Raw genomic sequence first — 16,924 nt, 5'->3', positions numbered from 1 at the left:
CGCCTGAAAGAAAATCCGGCTTCCATCGCCGGTCGAGCAATGTAAATACAAAAACTAAAAAGGAGCCCCGACCATCAGGAGCTCCCCTTTGATAAATTTGCCTGCCGTCACGCTGTTGCCATAACGCCGGCCCGGCAAAGTTTATCCCGTTTCACTATTCGGTTGCATCCTCTTTAGCCAAGTGCTTGGTCGCCTGAATCCAGTCCACATTGTTGGCCCGCAAGGCATCCTGAATCTCTTCGGCAGGTTCTTCGTCCGTAATGACGACATCGATGCGCTCCAGTCCCGCTACCCGATACAGCAGCTGGACGCCGAATTTGGAGTGGTCGGCAAGCACGTAGATCGCGTCCGCGCGGCGCATCATCTCCCGGAGGATCAAGCCATCCTCCTCAGACCACGAGAACAAGCCATGCACTGTGATTCCGCAAGCCCCGATGAACAGCTTGTTGACGTGAAAATCGGAGAGCATTTGCACCGCTCGGGGACCGTACACATACCGGTTCTCGAGATCCAGATCGCCTCCGAGCAACTTGACAGAGACATTGCCCTTGTCGGCGAGAACCGTGGCAATATCAATCGAGTTCGTAATGACCACGTTATCCTTGGATTCCATCTTCTCCGCTGCGAAGCGAACCGTGGTGGAGGCATCCATCATCACCGATTCGCGGTCCTGGATAAAACGCGCTCCAAGCATGCCTATCGCCCGTTTCCCCTCAGACTCCAGCTGAAGCCGTTCCTGATAGGAGCGGATTTGTCTTGCTGAGCCGGGCAGGATCGCCCCTCCGCAGGTGCGGACGATTGACCCCTGCTCCTCCAGCTTGAGGATGTCTCTGCGCGCCGTATCGCGTGAAACCTTGAATTGCTCTACGATATCCTGGACGCCGATACGCTCATGCTGCTCCAGATAGCGAAGAATCGCCATCAATCGTTCTTCCTGGTACACACAAGTCAACTCCGTAATGGATTTGCATCGTTCCTTGCTTCATTGTATGCATTATTTTCAGCAATTTCAAGTGAAATCAAGTCATTTAGGTGCGTTTTATTTCATTTTTCCTTTTAAACACTTACAATGACTTATACAAGCTTCATTCTATGCAATACTCCCCACTCCAACAGCCAAACAAAATAAAAAAAGCAAGGTGATTTCTCACCTTGCTCTTCTTACTTCGACACTTTCACACCTTTGTAGTGTCCGCAACTCGGGCAAACGCGATGCGCGAGCTTGTATTCGCCACAATTATCGCATTTGATCATGCCAGGAATCTCTAATTTGAAGTGCGTACGACGCATTCTTTTACGGGTTTTGGAAGTTCTCCGTTGAGGTACTGCCATCTTCCTTACACCTCCTTCAACTGGTAAATGCTCAAGAAGCTCTATAGGGTGGATGGAATAGGCGAAACGCTTTTTGCCATCCGTTCAAAAATGAGACGCGCAGACCATCAGATCTGTCGTCACATCTTGAAAACAAGTTTACTTTCCGTCCTTGAAAAAGTCAGCCAATCCGGCCAAACGAGGGTCGATCCGCTCGTTTTTGCAGCCGCACGCTTGCTCGTTCCGATTGACGCCGCAGGTCGGGCACAAGCCCTTGCAATCATCCTCACAGAGAGGAAAAGCGGGTATGTCCAACAAAAAATCCTCTTGCAGCAAAGGAATCAGTTCGATTTCATCGCCTTCGAGCGGGATGATATCACTGTCTTCCTCATCTGCGAGCAGTGATTCCTCAGAGGCGAAGGTTTCGGAAAACGGAACCTCCGTATGCTGACGAAACGGCCTCAAACATCTGGCGCAAACGTAATCGACATCGGCTTTCATGTTTCCATTGACGTAGTACAGGTCACCGAGCTTGGTCGCTTCGCCCGACACTTCTACCGGCGTCAGATTGCGAATTTCGTGATGACGGCGCTTCAGCTCGTCCGCATCCAACGTAAGTCGAAATGGCAGCGGCTCCCCTTTGCGATGATCCAAGTCTACAATTTTAATATTCACGGCTTTTCACCTCATGCACAACAAGGATGATTATATAATCTGGGTTTTTCTTTGTCAACCATTTTTCCTTGACAGCAAGTCCGCTCAAGATTTTTTCAGAGGCTGAGAACGAAGGTAAACAAGTGCATCCTCCACTGTACGGACTGGCACTACTTTCATCGAGGTTCCGATTCGTTTTGCCGTAGCCAGCGCTTCCTCGTAATTGGAGATCGGTCCCTGATCATCCTGCGGTGCAAAAAAGATCTCTGCTCCTGCCTTGTCTGCAGCGACAATTTTGTGGTTGATTCCTCCGATTCGTCCCACAGTGCCGTCGAGCGAAATCGTCCCCGTCCCTGCTATTTGATAGCCGCGGGTCAGATCCATTTCCGTATTGAGCTGATCATATATCTCCAGCGTCATCATCAACCCGGCGGAAGGGCCTCCAATGCCCTCGGAAGAGATCGTCACCCGATTGGGCACGATAATTTCCTGCTTGTCTTCGGGCCGGATGCCGATCCCGGCATTTTTCGATTGGGGCAATTGATCGAGAACCAGTGTCTGCTTTTGCTTCTTGCCGTCCCGCGTAAACTCGATCTCGACGGAATCCCCCTTGCGTTTTTCTGACAAATACCCGAGCAAGTCCTCTTTTCGGGACATTTTCTTCCCGTCTACTGAGGTGATAACATCCCCTATTTTCAGCACATTTTTGGCCGGCATGTTGTCAACCGTGCCCATCACCCAGACGCCCTGATTTTCCACCTTCACGTCGTATCCTGCCATCCGGAAAGCGACAGCCTCCGCAATTTTTTGCGAGTTGTCCATGACCGCAAGCTCGCGTCTGGTAAAGTCCTCGTTGCTTTCCCCTTTGCCGACAACCAGCTCTTTTTCCATCAGCTCGGCATCCGGGGAGAGCTGCGCGTACAAATACCAGGCAAGATTGGCCTCTCCCATCCGCACGGTCGTCAGCATAAAGGCACCGGTCTCGTCTTTTTCCCCGCCTTCGACATCGATCATCGGGGCCAGCTCAATAGCAGAGCCAGGTCTTGTAACATAATACGGCGTAGGTACAAAAAATAACAACCCCAGGGCAACCGGGATTACAACCATCAGCCAGCGGGCAAAGCCGTTTCGCCCACTGGCACTCCGGTGTGTCGTTATTCTTTCTTCACTCATTCTCCTGCCCCCAGTTCGCGATCATTTCCTGAATTTTGTCTACGTATTCCAGTGCCGCCTGTTCTCCGAGCGCAATAATCTCTTCTATTCCTGTATACGCGATACTGCTATAGTGTCCAACATCGGGGCGAATTACGAGATCGGCTGAGAGGATTCGATGGCGCAAAATCTCCCGCTCCATCACGTCGATTGTCTGGGCGATGACATCAAAAATGGTCGTTACTTTCATCGGCGTATCAAACAGCGCGACATCAACGGCGATGACCAGATCAGCTCCCATGTCGCGGATGACCGTGATGGGGACACGGTCGATGACCCCGCCGTCCACCAGCAGCCTTCCGTCCACCCGCTCCGGTACAAAAATGCCCGGAATGGAGATGCTGGCACGGACAGCCTGATCGACCGGGCCTTCCTGAAACACGACCCGCTCTCCCGTCTCGATGTCTGTCGCCACGATGGCAAGCTCCCTTTGCAGTTCCTCAATTCTTTTCCCGTGTGTCAGCAACCGAATTAATTGCTTGATTTTCTCGCCCGTCACAAAGCCAAGGCTCGGTACCGTCAGATCGAGCCAATGCTTGCGCTTCAGGTTGAGGGCCAGCTTTTCCATCATATGCGGCTCAATGCCGTTGGCGTAAACTGCCGCAATCAGACTGCCCATACTGCTTCCCGCCAGCATATCGATCTTGATGCCATGGGCTTCAAATACCTTGAGGACGCCGATATGGGCAAATCCCCGCGCGCCCCCCGATCCCAGGGCAAGCCCTATCTTTGGTTTCCTTCTCTTTTCCATGTCCACATCCCCCTTTTCAAGCGTATGTGGCCGATCGCCAAACTTTTCATGCAAACAACGCAGGCGAATAGTTTTGTCCTTCCTCACGTAGACATGTACTATCTAGCTGCAGGACAGGAGGTAGCCATGACACGCCGCTCTCCCATTCTCACATTGTTATACGCTTGTTCAGCGATCGCTCTGGTCATCATTCTGGTCTCCCATCCGCAGACGTCCTTCGAGGCGGCGATCCGGGGCTTGAAAGTATGGTGGGAGATTGTCTTCCCATCCACTTTGCCATTTATCGTATTGTCTGAAATTCTGATGGGCGTAGGTGTCGTCCACTTCGCAGGCGTTTTGTTAGAGCCTTTGATGCGCCCCCTCTTTAACGTTCCGGGGACGGGCGGCTTTGTGCTTACGATGGGATTCGCTTCCGGGTATCCGGTCGCAGCCAAGCTGACAACCAGACTGCGGGAACAAGGAAGCATAACGCAGGCAGAAGGAGAAAGACTGGTCTCGTTCACGACGACAGGCGACCCCCTGTTTGTCATCGGGGCAGTCTCCATAGGCTTTTTCCACAGTGAACAGTTCGGTTTTGTCCTCGCCTTCAGCCATTACGCGTCCGCTTTGCTGTTGGGGGTGATATACCGGTTTTACTCGCCTTTTGCCCCATCCAGCAGACCTTTGGAAAAAAATCGCCTGCCCCTGCCGCTTCGAGCCTTGCAGGCGATGCACCGGGCCCGTATTCGGGACCGTCGGCCATTCGGGCGGCTAATGGGAGAGGCGGTTCAATCAGCCCTCCATACTTTGCTGATGATCGGCGGGTTTATCATCGTCTTTTCCGTCCTGATTCAGTTGTTCGCCACGATTGAGCTGACCCGATTTTTAAGCAGTCTGCTCGCCGTGTTTCTCGGTCCTCTGGGCGTCCCTTCGGCCTTCTCCTCCGGAATTATTGCCGGTTTGTTTGAGGTCACGCTGGGTGCTCAAGGAGTGAGCGTCGTCAGCTCTTCCGTACCTATGATCTGGAAAGCGGTCGTTGCCAGCGCCATTATTTCGTGGGGTGGGCTCAGCGTGCACGCTCAAGTGGCAAGCATCCTCAGCGAAACGGACATCCGCGTTGCTCCGTATCTGATCGCTCGGGTCATTCACGCCGGCCTCTCCGCTTTACTGGCCTTTTTCTGCTGGAAACCGTTAACGGCTGCTTCTACCTGGTTTTCCGAAAGAGACGTCCCGGTGTTTATGCCGACGACCTCCGGCGTGCCTGTCGTGAGCTGGTGGGATTCCTTGCTTCATTCCGGCCTCGCAGCAGGAGCTCTCCTGTGTGTTCTGCTGCTGCTCAGCTTTTTGTTGCGCGGCACGAAAGGCCACAAGCCGCAATAAACCGGAGGCAAGAAATCAACGGAGAAGGTGTCACTTGCCGGCAAATTTTTTCGCCAGCGCATCCTCTACCGGGGGCGGCACCAGCCCTTTAACGCTTGCGCGGTATTTGGCCAATTCCCTGACGATGCTGGAGCTCAGGTAGGCATACTGCGGGTTGGTCAAAAGAAACATCGTCTCTACATCCTCGCCAAGCGTTTTGTTGGCCGCCGCGATTGGCATTTCATAGTCAAAATCCGCATTTGAGCGCAGACCGCGGAGGATAACGCTTGCCTTCTGTTTGCGCATGTAGTCCATCAAAAGTCCACTGAAGGAATCGACTTCGACATTAGGCAGGTGTGCGGTCGACAGCTCCAGCATTTCTACCCGTTCCTCTACGGTAAACAACGACTGCTTTTGCGAGTTATTCAGTACAGCAACGATTACTTTGTCGAATATCCGGGCACCTCGCGCTATGATGTCGAGGTGTCCGTTCGTTACTGGATCGAAGCTTCCCGAACATACGGCAATCCTCATAGATTTCCTGCCCCTTTGCGTAGTTGTAGAATCATTCCGGCTGCTGGTCACTTTCCGATGCAGCTTTTGGTTCAAGTTCGTCCGTTTGCTCTTGCTCCTGCTTTTGATCCGTCGGGCCGCCCGGTTCGAAGCGGTAGATGGTAATCGTCGTTTCACCATATGTAGACGTGCGGTCAAGACAGCATTCGCCAATCACGTCGGGCAAGCGGATGGCGCTGTCGTGTTCGGCGACGATCCAGGCTCCTTCCGCGAGCAGTCCTCCCTCCTGCATCTGCATGATCTCCTCGGCGATATGCTGATGGGCATAAGGTGGATCGAGAAAAACAACATCGAAGGCGATCTTCCTTTTAAAGAGCTGCTTTAATGCTCTGCCCGCATCGTTACGGTACAGCTCGGCCCTCTCCTCCAGCCGGCAGGCGGCTACGTTCTGTTTGACGACGGAAAAGGCCTTGGGATCCCTTTCCACAAATACGCATCGCTCGATTCCCCGGCTTAACGCCTCAATCCCCAAACCGCCTGTACCTGCGTACAAATCAAGAGCAATTCCGCCCGAGAAATAAGGACCAATCATATTGAAGATGGACTCTTTTATCTTGTCAGTAGTCGGACGGGTCCCTTTTCCGGGCACCGCCACCAGCTTTCGTCCCCTGTGTTCACCTGAAATTACGCGCATAAGCCATTCACCTTTGCAGTCTGGTTTTATTCCTCTTGGTTGAGAATGATTTCATACTATCACAACGGCCTAGGCCGGTAAAATTATTCAGATGGAAAATTTTTTCGCAGATGCTGAATAAAACGCACCTCCACTGGAAAAGAATATGGATAGCGACGCAACGGTGTCGCTGACAACCGCGGAGAAGACTTACGTTTCCCCATAAGCTCTTCCTCCGGTTTCTCCTCTCCCATAATTGAAAAGCAGTTCCTACTCGCGCACGGCGTGTCTGATAGGAGCATTCCGTGCCACCGCTCCCGAACAGGGAGAGATGGACTGCTGCCTCACTGCATTTGCGGTGAGGTTTTTTTTCTGTCTGCAGGGCACACTAACGCCAGTTTCGTGTACTGGAGGGATGAAACATGGCTGAAAAACTTCCATCGAAGCAAAAGCAGGAGGCTGCAGCGGCTCAGTCACGCGCTGACCGGACAGGAACAGGCAAGGAAGAAGCTCGCCTCATGCAGTCCGCAGCAGATCAATCGGACATCGTCAAGCACGGACAATAAGCAAACAGGCCAGCCTGAAAGCGAAGGCTGGCTTTTTCTATGGAAAAAAGCGCTGCTCCCACAACGGCGCAAATCGCCTTCTTTTCCCTACCCGATCCGATCAAAACATGCGGATACTAACGTAACAAGAGCAAAAAAGGGGGATTTTCGTGCATACCGTCTGGAAGGGGTCGATCAGCTTCGGACTGGTCAACATACCTGTGCGAATGTTTACTGCAACTGAAGAAAGGGATGTCCGTTTTCGCCAGCTTCACAAGGAATGCCATACACCGATCCGGTATACGAAAATGTGTCCGCATTGCGAAAAAGAAGTGGGTGCCGAAGACATCGTTCGCGGTTTTGAGTATGAAAAAGGAAATTACGTCATTATTCAAGACGAGGATCTGGAAGCCATTACTCCCGAAACGCGCAGAGCCATCGAAATTGTAGATTTTGTCGACTTGACCGAGATTGATCCGGTTTATTTTGACAAAAGCTACTTCCTTTCGCCACAAGAAACCGGGGACAAGGCTTACTCCCTGTTGCGGGCAGCGATGAAGGAAACGGGAAAAATCGCGATAGCCCGGGTGACCATGAGAAACAAGGAAAGTCTCGCTGTCATTCGCCTCTATGAGCACTGCATCATGATGGAAACGATCTTTTATCCTGATGAGGTGCGCCCGGTAGCTCAGGTGCCTGCGCTTCCAGAAGCTGATGTGGCGCTGGCGGAAAATGAACTGAGGATGGCTGCCGAGCTGATCAATAATATGACGACAGCTTTTGAGCCGGGCAAGTACAAAGATGAGTATCGAAGCAGCCTGCAGGCGCTGATCGAAAAGAAAAAGGAAGGAAAAGAAATTGCCGTGGCTCCCGCTGCGCCGCGCGCCAACGTCGTCGATCTGATGCAGGCGCTCCGAGAAAGCTTGGCGGCGACTGGAGATCAGGCCACTCCGGCAAAATTGGAGCCGCATCCAACGCCAGCCCCTCCAGCAGGAGTCAAGAAGCAGCCTGGAATCAAGCCCGAACGCAAAAGCCCCGAAAAGCCGACCGCCGCGACAACGACAACAAAAAAACTGCGCAGAAAAAAAGCAGAAACGTCCTGACCCGTCTCTGCCCTTGTTTATCTGGCCAGCCGTTCATCCGGCTCAATATGAATGTGCACGGTCCCGATCTTGTGTTTTTCCTTCATGTGTTTCTCAATCTCTTCTGTAATGACATGGCTCTCCAAAACATTCAGGTCCGGATCGACATGAATAACGGCGTCGACGATTACACTGCTTCCCAGGTATCGGGCTTTGATGTCTTTGATCTCGGCGACACCGGGTATTTGTGAAATCGTGTTACGCAGGACCTCCAATTCACCGTAGTCAAATCCATCGGTGAGACGGTGGGCGGCTTCTCTGAAAATCTCCCACGCAGTTTTCAGGATGATCACGCCGACTACAAGCGCTGCCAGCGGGTCCAGCCAATGGAGTTGGAACTGGGCCCCGGCAATCCCCACAAAAGTACCGATGCTCACCCATGCGTCGGAGCGGTTGTCCTGCGCAGCAGCAGCTACAGCTTGACTGTCAATCAATTTGGCCAAACGGATGTTGTAACGGTAAACAGCCAGCATCACCACAGCAGAGCCCAGCGCCACCCATGCAGCCACCATATCGGGCGCCTGCACCTCCGGATTGAACAGGGATGGCACGGCCCTCGTCAACACTTCAATTCCGACCGCAAACATAATGAAGGAAGCGACCATCGAAGAGATCGTCTCTGCCCGGAAATGCCCGTAGGGATGATCTTTATCCGGCGGCTTGCGGGCGATTCGAAGTCCAATCAAAACAGCAATGGATGCTATCACATCCGTCGTGTTGTTCAATCCGTCAGCCAGAAGCGCCTCCGAGTCGGCAAACAAGGCAACGACAACTTTTATGATCGAACAGAAAATGTACGCGGCGATACTGATCCACACCCCGCGTTCTCCCTGCTTTAAATTTGCGTAAACATCCATCCGAACCACTCCAATACAATCCATTTCAAGCGATCTTCATCGTATCAGACCCGGTTCGTGTGGGTCTACAGAAACAGTTTTAGTCTGACCCATGATCGTAGAGGGGGGGAAACTATGTTGGCCTTGGTCAATTTTTCAACTCTCCAAAACACAGTGATCAGCAGGTACATCAACAACCGCTTGAATACTGGGCTGTCGCAGTGTGTATCCCTCTGTCCACTCGGCAAATTGGACCTTCACCGTGATCTTTGGCGTCAACCAGACAGCTCCTTTGACTCTCGATGGTTTGTTGGCAAAGGGTGAATTCTGTTGCGTCAAAGGCGCTATCCTTTCTGTAAGGGCCCTCCAGTCGCTTTGAGTGAATCTGCCTGTTCCCGCATGGCCAATGTAAAATAAATGCCCCTCTTGATCATACAACCCCAAAAGAAGGGCATTTACGATGTTATCGCGGAGTGTCACTCCCCCAACAACTGCGATGGTGTCCCGGTAATATTTTTTCTTTTGCCACTGCTTCTCTTTGCCGCCAATGACATATTTGCTGTTCAGATCTTTCATGACTATGCCTTCCATCCCATGCTGCTGGATAACATCATACAAAGCCTGGCCATTGTCATTGCCAGGAACCAATTGGACGTGCTCATTTGGCATGATGATTTCCGACAGCAGGCCCATGCGTTCACGCAACGAACGATTGATAATCCACTCGCCATCCAGGAAAATCACATCAAAGATCATGTAGGTAATCGGAACCGCCTTTTGTGCCTGACTGACTTTTTCCGGTCGCCGAATGCCATCCCGCCGCATCACTTCATGAAATGACGGTTTTCCGTCAGACCCTAATGCGATGACTTCTCCATCCAGGATTACGGAGCGAGCTTTGCAGTATGTTTGTATGTCAGCAAGCTCCGGAAATTGGATTGTCCGCTCATTTTTTCTCCGGTTGAACAAACGCGTTTCCTGTCCGTCAAAGTAGGTAACAATTCGGACCCCATCCCATTTAACCTGGGCTATCCAGTTCGGCCCTTCGGGGATTGTTTCGCAGCTGATCGGTTCCATCGGAATGATTGGATGCATCCTTTCACCTCATGAAAAGGATTAATTCGTACCTCTTACCATCAACATCTCCACATTCGGCCATTCAAATGCATGATGCCGGCAGAACACAAAAAAGCGGTTCTTTTCTTAGAAACGGAGACAGCTTTGAATCACTCGTTTTTGGCTGCTGCGAAAAAAAGCAGTGCTAGCCCAAGACAGAAAGGATAGCCTCAGACTTTGCACTGCCTTTATTTATTTCTGTTCATCAAGTTCTACAAAGTAGTGGTCCTTCCGATATGACACTGCCTCCATCGTAGCTATCAGATTTTCCTCGTGACATTTATCGATCCGATAGAATCCTGTACGAACGTTTCGTTTAACCTCCGTCGCACGGGCAACGATTCTGTCTCCGGCTTTGCTGATTCCATAAACTGAATAGTGGTGGAGATGCCTCAAGGATGTATTTCCGTACGCGTTACAGGCAACCGAAAATGCGTGGTCAGCCAACGCATAGATAACTGCACCATGTACGGTTCCCTATGCATTTACCATATGATTTTGAACATCCGGCACCGCTTCCGCAAAACCGGCCTCAAACTTTGTTACCTGAATACCTGATGATCGGGCATACGGGCCGCTCTGTACCTTTGATCATTGCGGAACTCATTTTAACGGGAAAAGCAAAGCGTCGAGGAAAAAAGGCAGCTTGTCCAGTCGGCCAATTCCATTTTTTCTGGTATGTTCCGCAAGCTGCAGGAAATAGCCGGGGATGAATCCACTCCGCTTTATAGCGACATGCTCTCAGATTTGGCCGCTTTATGTTTGCTATGGTACCAAATGCCAACTGGTATCAGCAGCAGTGAAAGAACGCCGCCGCCAAGCGAAAGGGCCGCGTAGCTGGAATGCGCTACGACCATGCCGGATAATGCTCCGCCCGAAGCCCCCGCCAAAGCAACCAGGACATCAATGGTACCTTGCGTTTTTGCCCGAGTAGACGGGTTGGTTGCATCTACGATAAGCGCTGTGCCGCTGATCAATCCGAAGTTCCAGCCAAGCCCGAGCAGAGCGAGAGCAATCGTGAGCAGCAGCATGGAATCTGCAGGTGCGACAGCCGACAGGACCCCGGCTGCAAGCAGAATCGCCCCAGACGCAAATGACATCGCCACTCGTCCCACCTTGTCAACGAGAATACCGGTCACAAGAGACGGCAGGTACATGGCGCCAATATGAACGCCGATGACCAACCCTACCTCACTGAGCCCATGCCCGTGGTGTTTCATGTGAACAGGTGTCATCGTCATGATCGCGACCATAACGATTTGGGTTAAAATCATGACGGTCGCCCCGACAATAATGCCCCGGGTGTTTGCGGATACGAGCGAGCTTTCTTTCGCAGCCGGGCTTTGATCCTTTTTGTGTGCATCAGCGATTGCCTTGGCTACAACGAATGGGTCCGGACGGAGGAAGGTCAGAAATACAAGCCCTGCCAGAATAAACGCGGCGGCACCTAGAATGAAAGGACCTGCCAGAGCCGGAACTCCGATCGAGGCGGCGAATCGCCCCATTACCTCCACCAGATTTGGACCAGCAACCGCACCGAAAGTAGTGGACACCATTGCAATACTGACTGCTGTTGCCCGCTGTTGCGGCTTAGCCAAGTCCGTCCCTGCATAGCGTGCTTGCAGGTTTGAAGCCGTGCCTGCACCATAGAGCAGCAGCGAAGCGAAAAGAAGCCATATATTGTGACCAACAGCCGCAAGCACTACCCCAACCGCACCTACGCCACCAGTCAAGAATCCTGCTGCGAGTCCAAAACGACGTCCGAAACGCTGAGAGAGCCGCCCGACCAGCATCGCGGCTACTGCAGAACCAAGGGTGAGCAGCGCGGCAGGAATCCCCGCAAAGCTGTCCGTTCCGAGCATATCCTGGGCGAGCAGCGCTCCGACCGTTACCCCGGCTGCAAGGCCGGCTCCTCCGAAAATTTGTGAAATGACAACGATAAGCAACGTCCGCTTGTACAGCTTCCCCTGCATTTCCGGGGATTGAATGTAATGGTGGAAGCTCGATTTTTGATTTTGGTTTGCGCTTGCATCACAGGGTTCTTTTGACACGAACGGGAACCACCTTTCCAGTCTAAATTTTGGGCAGCCTTGCATATTGATCGGTTTCATGTTCCCGTTTCGCATGAATCAGGCAATCAAACCGTTGCGAGATCATCAGGCAAGAAGAGGCTGGCTGCATACTTACGAGCAAACAAGTATTGGCGAAGATTGTAAATCCACTTCATGGAAAAGTCAAATCATTTTGAGCAATCCCAGGATTGCAAAGGTCGTACAAGTGTAAAGCCGGTTCCACCCTTGCCCTGGTGAAAACCGGCTCTTTCCGACAGCTCAAGCTCTGTTTCTCTAAGCCCTTCTCGCGATTGATTTTGCTCGCTCCATGATATGATTCAGGGACTGCAGTTCCAAATAAGAGAAGATAAACGCCGCCAAAAATCCAAAAAAGTAAACGGCACCGAAAACTCTTCCCCATCCCCCATAAAAGGGCTCTATAAATGAACCGATCAAAAGAGAAATCGTGCATATGGCAAAACATATCCACCACAATCGTGTGTATCTGCGATATTTCTTTAGGAGAGGGTGGCTGCCTTGATCCGAGCCTGCTCTCTTTCCTGCCTTTTGCCGTGCGGACAAGAACAGCAATAGCAACATTGGCCATTGGATCAACGGAACAAGTACAGGCAATACAAAGCCGATGAAGTTATTCACGTCGTTTATGTGCGGAAAGGTAGTAATGCTGAGGATCAGGACAAACCAGCCAAACGGCCCGTTGCAATACGTATAGTCCTCCCTTCTGGTCAACGTCCCGATCCCGATCAGTAGGGTCAAGTAGGTGATGACCACTTTAATCGCGAAAGCGGGAAACCAGATGCTGAACAGCATCACCTCGAACCGGTCGAGGAAGTCAGTCAAGTGGATCTGCTCAACGAGAACATATACGGGATAATTCAAGCGGCTTGTGATCAGGTATCCCATGACACCCAGTTGAATAATCAGGATCAGCATTATTCCGAAGCCGGCCATCGTCGCCCCGTGCTTAACCGCCGAAAAAAACAACCGGGATTGGGAAATGGCATGCAAAAAAGCGCCAAAAACAAAGATATCCCCGTACAACCCCCCTGACATCCAATTGCTCAGCAGCAACGCGACAAACTTGCTGTCCATAATCGGCTCGAGTCGTCGAAGATCATATTCGTTGGACAAGATAAAATACATCGAGAAAGAGAGTATAAAAAACATCGGGAAATACATCTCATTTACCCGAGCCGCCACTTCCATGCTGGACCGCCCGAAATACTGGAGAACCACGACAAAGACGAGAAGAATAATCTCCAGCGGGGTCTCGCTCAGCAAACTGAGATGCAGAAAATGACCGACTCCTTTTATATCGCGCAAAAGGATGAGCAAGAAAAAAAGCAGCAGTATTCCATTAAGCAGGCTGCCGGCAACACGCCCTCTGGTCTCTATCAAGATTTCAAATATGTTCTTCCCCGGATAAGCCCGAATGAGCCTTTCAAACACATAGGCGACAAGAACCGTATACATGACAGGCAGCAATTGGGACAGCCAGGCATCGTTTCTGGCCACGACCGCCAGTTGCTGCGGAAGGCTGACAACGGCCCCTGTCATAATCACACCGCTCGTCAGCCAGGCGATCTGGCGATGGTTGATCACTTGTTTGACTTGCAAATTTTCCTGCCCCCTTAGTAAAGGCTCATCATCCATGCTTTAACCCTTGACTCGAAAGCACTGATCGTGTTTTGAAAGGGCTTGAAGATATCAACCTGGTAAAACGCAGCGACGAACAGGCACAGCGTTGCGATATAGAGCAGATAGATGACCACTCTCATTTTTGAAGAACGGTGATGCTGTAACATGATGTCACGGATTGCCATCAAAGAGAAGGAAAGGAGAAAAATCCCTGCAAAAATCAGGTTCATTTTATCTCATCTCCTCCTTGGTTAGGTTCTCTGTGGTTTGTCCGATGTTTGGAACAGTCGCTCTGGTACGAATCTCAAATGTCACTGCTTTCAAATGCTTGTCCCAGTTTTCGCGAAACGATGTTTTCCATAGCTGAGGATATTTTCTTGCGAGCACCAGTCCCAACCCCGCTATGTCGCTCTGGTTTTTCACCATTTCCTGAAGGGTTGTTCGTATGCCTTCGCTTATGTTGGCAGCCAGCTTGTTTTCCAGCATGCGCAAATTCTTCGAGTTTCCCCAATCGGTACCGCTGTGATCTTCAATGATTGCCGCTCTCGCGTGGACGTTTATTTGAAAATGAACCTTTCCATTACGGACGATCGGTGTAATTTCCATCCTACCTTGATTTACTTGAACACTGATCTCCCTGTTTTTTCGGATATCAAAATCCGTAGCGTACGAATAGAAAGTCGGTTGGAACCATCGAATCCCTTTGGCATGCTCCAAAGTTAAAAAATGAGCGAACCGATCATCGCGAAACATGGAAAAACCGATCAGCTCGATTTCCTTTGATTTCCCTTTTGGTCTGGAATCAACGCTTGCCAATACTGGCAGATACGCATCGACACCAGGTGTATTCAACATCTGCGCAATGTCTTTTACCGTAACGGTAACACCCACCATTTTGATCAATTCTCTCATCGCTTCCGCAGAAAATCTCTCGAACTGAGGCTGGGCTTTGAGAAGATCGAAGCCTTTCCCTTTCGCCACGACCATGTATGCTGTCAGGCGGTTTTCCGGAAAACGGGCGATGACATCAAGTATTTCTCTCAGCCCTGATTTGGCTGTCTCCTCGCCAATGACAATCACCCGATGATGGGCGTAAAAAAGCTTTCGACTCATCCTTGACTGCAAAACGTTGTTCGCTTCCCGGAGTGTTTTTCCGGTAGCCGAATCCACATAATAACTCTTGTCTCCACTGGTCCCTCCACCACCGCCGGAAGGACCTCCGAGACTGCTGACCAGGGGGAGTTGTACAGACATCCGGTACAAGCCGTCCTCTTCCTTATCCACCGCGAAAGCAAGGATGAGCGCCAGATCGTTCACTTCTACCCGATCCCAGCACCCGGTAAGCAGCAGTGAATGAATCAGGATGACGATGATACTAGCAATTTTGAAGCGGGAACTCCTTTTCACAGTACCACTCCCCCGGTTATTTCTGTTTATTTTAGCCTCCTCAATCGCTCGTTTGTCTGGACTTATTGATCGAGGCTGTGTTCAAGCGTTTTTCGTCCTCTACCCCCGTAAAGCTTGGGCGTTTCTCCATTATTGTCCAAGGAGCACGAATCAGCACATCCTTGAAGTCGCCTATCGACATCGGCGCCAGCGGGGAAAGGTACGGCACCCCAAACGAGCGAAGGTTTGCCATGTGTCCCATAATCAGAAGAATGCCGACCAGAATGCCGTATATTCCCAAAAAGGAGGCGGCAAACATCAATGGGAAACGAAGCATCCGCAAAGCGATCGATGCATTGTAATGCGGCACGGTGAAGGAAGCGATTCCCGTGATCGAAACGACAATTACCATCGGTGCCGAAACGATTCCCGCCTGGACGGCAGCCTGTCCTACGACAAGCGCCCCCAGAATGCTGACTGCCTGCCCTACTGTTTTCGGCAATCGAATCCCCGCTTCGCGCAGGGCCTCGAACGAAATCTCCATGATCAGCGCCTCGACAATCGCCGGAAACGGAATGGATTCCCGCGCTGCCGCGATGCTCAGCAATAAAGTGGTTGGGAGCATCTCCTGATGGAAGGTCGAAATCGCTACATAGCCTGCCGGTGTAACAAGAGAAATAGCCAAAAACAAATAGCGCAGCCAGCGGACGAGTGTGGCCATCTGAAAGCGTTCATAGTAATCCTCGTTGGCTTGCATCATCATCCAGAACGTAGTCGGAACGATCAGGACCATTGGTGTCCCGTCGACAAAAATAGCAATCCGCCCTTCCAGCAAAGCGGCTGCAACCGTATCAGGCCTTTCCGAATATTGGACCTGCGGAAATGGCGACAAAGCATTATCCTGGATCATCTCTTCGATATAACCCGATTCCAGAACCGCGTCGATCTCGATGTGCTCGATTCTCGAAATAACCTCGTCCCGTAAAGCAGGGTCTACTATTCCTTCCAGATAGGAAACGACGAGGTTCGTATTGCTCTCCTTGCCAACGACGATTGATTTCATTTTCAATCGGGGCGTTTTCAGCTTCCGCCGGAGAAGGGACGTATTCGTCCGGATATTTTCAATGAATCCCTCCCGCGGCCCCCGTACGACAGCTTCCCCTTCCGGTTCGTTTACGGAACGTTTTTCGGCTCCGCGAATCCCGAGCGTGAGAGCAATGTCGTTGCCGTCTACGAGAATTCCCGTATCTCCCCCAAGCACAGCCGACAGAAAATCCTTGTAGCTCGTGACCTCGGAAATTTGCGAGACGGGGAGAACTTCATGCTCGATGCTCCTGATGCTCTCCCGGCCACCCTTCAGGATCATCAGCGCCCTCAGTGCTTCATTAACGGATTGCGTATCAATCAAGCCATCTACAAAGACCGCACAAGCTTGAACACTGTCTTTCAGTTGAAACTCACGCAGAACAAAATCCGAGCAATCCTGAAACAGATGTTCAAGAATCTCAATGTTCTCTTCCAAAGAAGAACGAACGGGAAAAGACTCCAGCTCGCTCAGACTTTTTTCGTTTAACTGGGCAATATTTTGTTCCTTCTTTGACTGACGAGTATGCTTCATACGATTCACCAACTGTTGGTAAGCTACCCGTATTATGTTACTCGGGTTTCCAAAATATGCAGGTGCCTCGCTTGCATATGTTTGGCCAATGCGGGAAAAGTAGGGGCAGCACTAGTCCC

General features: G+C 51.2%; 17 protein-coding genes and 1 pseudogene. 3 read left to right on the top strand and 15 right to left on the bottom strand.

Going from position 1 to position 16,924, the window contains the following annotated elements:
- Positions 1-154: 154 nt before the first annotated feature.
- From EDM54_RS20250 to EDM54_RS20230, 5 genes are all read right to left on the bottom strand, one after another.
- Positions 155-943, bottom strand: coding sequence for a DeoR/GlpR family DNA-binding transcription regulator (locus tag EDM54_RS20250; protein WP_122958707.1), 789 nt, complete (start codon positions 941-943; stop codon positions 155-157).
- A 218-nt stretch (positions 944-1,161) separates the two neighbouring features.
- A complete protein-coding gene (rpmF, locus tag EDM54_RS20245; RefSeq protein ID WP_003386041.1) occupies positions 1,162-1,332 on the bottom strand; it encodes a 50S ribosomal protein L32 in 171 nt (56 codons plus the stop codon).
- A 138-nt stretch (positions 1,333-1,470) separates the two neighbouring features.
- A complete protein-coding gene (locus tag EDM54_RS20240) occupies positions 1,471-1,986 on the bottom strand; it encodes a YceD family protein (protein WP_003386043.1) in 516 nt (171 codons plus the stop codon).
- An 84-nt stretch (positions 1,987-2,070) separates the two neighbouring features.
- Positions 2,071-3,138 (bottom strand): SepM family pheromone-processing serine protease, encoded by a 1,068-nt coding sequence (locus tag EDM54_RS20235; protein WP_003386045.1) that lies wholly within the window; start codon positions 3,136-3,138, stop codon positions 2,071-2,073.
- Positions 3,131-3,928 (bottom strand): patatin-like phospholipase family protein, encoded by a 798-nt coding sequence (locus EDM54_RS20230; protein ID WP_003386047.1) that lies wholly within the window; start codon positions 3,926-3,928, stop codon positions 3,131-3,133. Before EDM54_RS20230 ends, EDM54_RS20235 begins: the two co-directional genes overlap by 8 nt.
- 126 nt (positions 3,929-4,054) lie before the next feature.
- Here EDM54_RS20230 and spoVV point away from each other — a divergent pair, with 126 nt between their 5' ends.
- A complete protein-coding gene (gene spoVV / locus EDM54_RS20225) occupies positions 4,055-5,287 on the top strand; it encodes a dipicolinic acid transporter SpoVV (protein WP_003386048.1) in 1,233 nt (410 codons plus the stop codon).
- 30 nt (positions 5,288-5,317) lie between these two features.
- Here the strand turns inward: spoVV and coaD are convergent, their stop codons facing one another.
- Both coaD and rsmD read right to left on the bottom strand, forming a co-directional pair.
- Positions 5,318-5,800, bottom strand: a complete 483-nt coding sequence (gene coaD / locus EDM54_RS20220; protein ID WP_003386050.1) for a pantetheine-phosphate adenylyltransferase — start codon at positions 5,798-5,800, stop codon at positions 5,318-5,320.
- Positions 5,801-5,831: 31 nt separating this feature from the next.
- A complete protein-coding gene (rsmD, locus tag EDM54_RS20215; RefSeq protein ID WP_024982981.1) occupies positions 5,832-6,473 on the bottom strand; it encodes a 16S rRNA (guanine(966)-N(2))-methyltransferase RsmD in 642 nt (213 codons plus the stop codon).
- Positions 6,474-6,874: 401 nt separating this feature from the next.
- On the opposite strand from rsmD, the gene EDM54_RS26570 reads away from it, so the two are divergent.
- Together EDM54_RS26570 and ku are read left to right on the top strand one after the other, a co-directional pair.
- Positions 6,875-7,018, top strand: a complete 144-nt coding sequence (locus EDM54_RS26570; RefSeq protein ID WP_170208356.1) for a hypothetical protein — start codon at positions 6,875-6,877, stop codon at positions 7,016-7,018.
- A gap of 149 nt (positions 7,019-7,167) precedes the next feature.
- Positions 7,168-8,100 (top strand): non-homologous end joining protein Ku, encoded by a 933-nt coding sequence (gene ku / locus EDM54_RS20210; RefSeq protein ID WP_003386053.1) that lies wholly within the window; start codon positions 7,168-7,170, stop codon positions 8,098-8,100.
- 17 nt (positions 8,101-8,117) lie between these two features.
- Here the strand turns inward: ku and EDM54_RS20205 are convergent, their stop codons facing one another.
- From EDM54_RS20205 to EDM54_RS20170, 8 genes and pseudogenes are all read right to left on the bottom strand, one after another.
- Positions 8,118-8,996: a cation diffusion facilitator family transporter gene (locus EDM54_RS20205; RefSeq protein WP_024982980.1), complete on the bottom strand. Its 879-nt coding sequence runs from the start codon at positions 8,994-8,996 to the stop codon at positions 8,118-8,120.
- A 135-nt stretch (positions 8,997-9,131) separates the two neighbouring features.
- Positions 9,132-10,070 carry an ATP-dependent DNA ligase gene (locus tag EDM54_RS20200; RefSeq protein ID WP_024982979.1) on the bottom strand — a complete coding sequence of 313 codons (939 nt, stop codon included), beginning with the start codon at positions 10,068-10,070 and terminating at the stop codon, positions 9,132-9,134.
- Positions 10,071-10,283: 213 nt separating this feature from the next.
- Positions 10,284-10,556: pseudogene (locus EDM54_RS27245) on the bottom strand (hotdog family protein); the annotation flags it as partial.
- Positions 10,557-10,816: 260 nt separating this feature from the next.
- Positions 10,817-12,064 carry an MFS transporter gene (locus tag EDM54_RS20190; protein WP_216621063.1) on the bottom strand — a complete coding sequence of 416 codons (1,248 nt, stop codon included), beginning with the start codon at positions 12,062-12,064 and terminating at the stop codon, positions 10,817-10,819.
- A 372-nt stretch (positions 12,065-12,436) separates the two neighbouring features.
- Positions 12,437-13,780: a GerAB/ArcD/ProY family transporter gene (locus tag EDM54_RS20185; protein WP_122958706.1), complete on the bottom strand. Its 1,344-nt coding sequence runs from the start codon at positions 13,778-13,780 to the stop codon at positions 12,437-12,439.
- 14 nt (positions 13,781-13,794) lie between these two features.
- On the bottom strand, positions 13,795-14,031 hold the full coding sequence (locus EDM54_RS20180) for a hypothetical protein (protein WP_003386058.1): 237 nt from the start codon (positions 14,029-14,031) through the stop codon (positions 13,795-13,797).
- Position 14,032: 1 nt separating this feature from the next.
- Entirely contained in the window at positions 14,033-15,208 is a 1,176-nt protein-coding gene (locus EDM54_RS20175) for a Ger(x)C family spore germination protein (protein ID WP_003386059.1), read from the bottom strand.
- Positions 15,209-15,248: 40 nt separating this feature from the next.
- Positions 15,249-16,805: a spore germination protein gene (locus EDM54_RS20170; protein WP_003386060.1), complete on the bottom strand. Its 1,557-nt coding sequence runs from the start codon at positions 16,803-16,805 to the stop codon at positions 15,249-15,251.
- Between the last annotated feature and the right edge of the window lie 119 nt (positions 16,806-16,924).

The sequence above is a fragment of the Brevibacillus borstelensis genome (assembly GCF_003710865.1).
GTDB lineage: Bacteria > Bacillota > Bacilli > Brevibacillales > Brevibacillaceae > Brevibacillus > Brevibacillus borstelensis.
Note: the sequence above shows the minus strand (reverse complement) of the source record. Positions and strands in the feature narration are given on the sequence as shown.